Source organism: Caballeronia arvi, assembly GCF_001544695.2.
Classification (GTDB): Bacteria; Pseudomonadota; Gammaproteobacteria; order Burkholderiales; family Burkholderiaceae; genus Caballeronia; species Caballeronia arvi.
Map to the genome: position 1 here is coordinate 1 of NZ_FCOM02000312.1, position 684 is coordinate 684.

At 63.3% G+C, this 684-nt stretch carries 1 protein-coding gene and 1 pseudogene; both read left to right on the plus strand.

Annotated elements, in window-relative coordinates:
• On the plus strand, window positions 1-185 hold a 185-nt coding region (locus tag AWB74_RS45075; protein ID WP_143749570.1), incomplete at its 5' end, for a glycoside hydrolase family 15 protein.
• Window positions 186-265: 80 nt separating this feature from the next.
• Window positions 266-684, plus strand: a pseudogene (locus AWB74_RS45080) (cytochrome c oxidase subunit II); the annotation flags it as partial.

Genomic DNA, 684 nt, shown 5'->3' on the forward strand with positions numbered 1-684 from the left:
GCAACGATGTGGGCCTGCTTTCGGAAGAGTACGACACGAAGGCCAAGCGGCAGTGCGGTAATTTTCCGCAAGCTTTCTCGCACGTGGCGCTCGTCAATGCCGGACTTGCGATCTCCGGTGACACGACGGAAGAACAGGGCATTCCGAATCTTTCCCCCACTGGGGAAGGAGAGGAGCTTCCGTGAAACACTGCGGCCTTCGATCGACACGCGGTCCGGTGACCCACGCAGGTCGCTCAAGATCGGTTGTGCGGAAAAGAGCGGTAGTGTTTCTACTTTTCGCGGCGCCCCTGGCGTCGAGCGTCGATGCGGCGCCCCTGGACTACTTCCTGCATGCCGCCGGCCCCGCTGCGCAGCCGACTTTGATGCTCGACTGGGTCCTTGCAGCTGTCTGCACGGCGGTGTGCCTGATCATCGCCGCCCTGCTGGCGATTGCGATCTTCAGGCGCCGAGGCCCGACGCCATCCGGCGATGGCTGCTCGCTTGCGACCGAGCAGGACGGCATGGCGTGGATTCGTGTGGGCGTGACTATTTCGACGGTCGTGCTCATCGCCTTGCTGGTGTTCGCGCTCGTGACGCTGCAGCGCGTCGCCCAGCCTCGCACCGAGCCCGCACTCACTATTACGGTCACGGCTTACAACTGGTGGTGGAAGATCTCTTACGAGGGCGCCGCGGACCCGTCTGA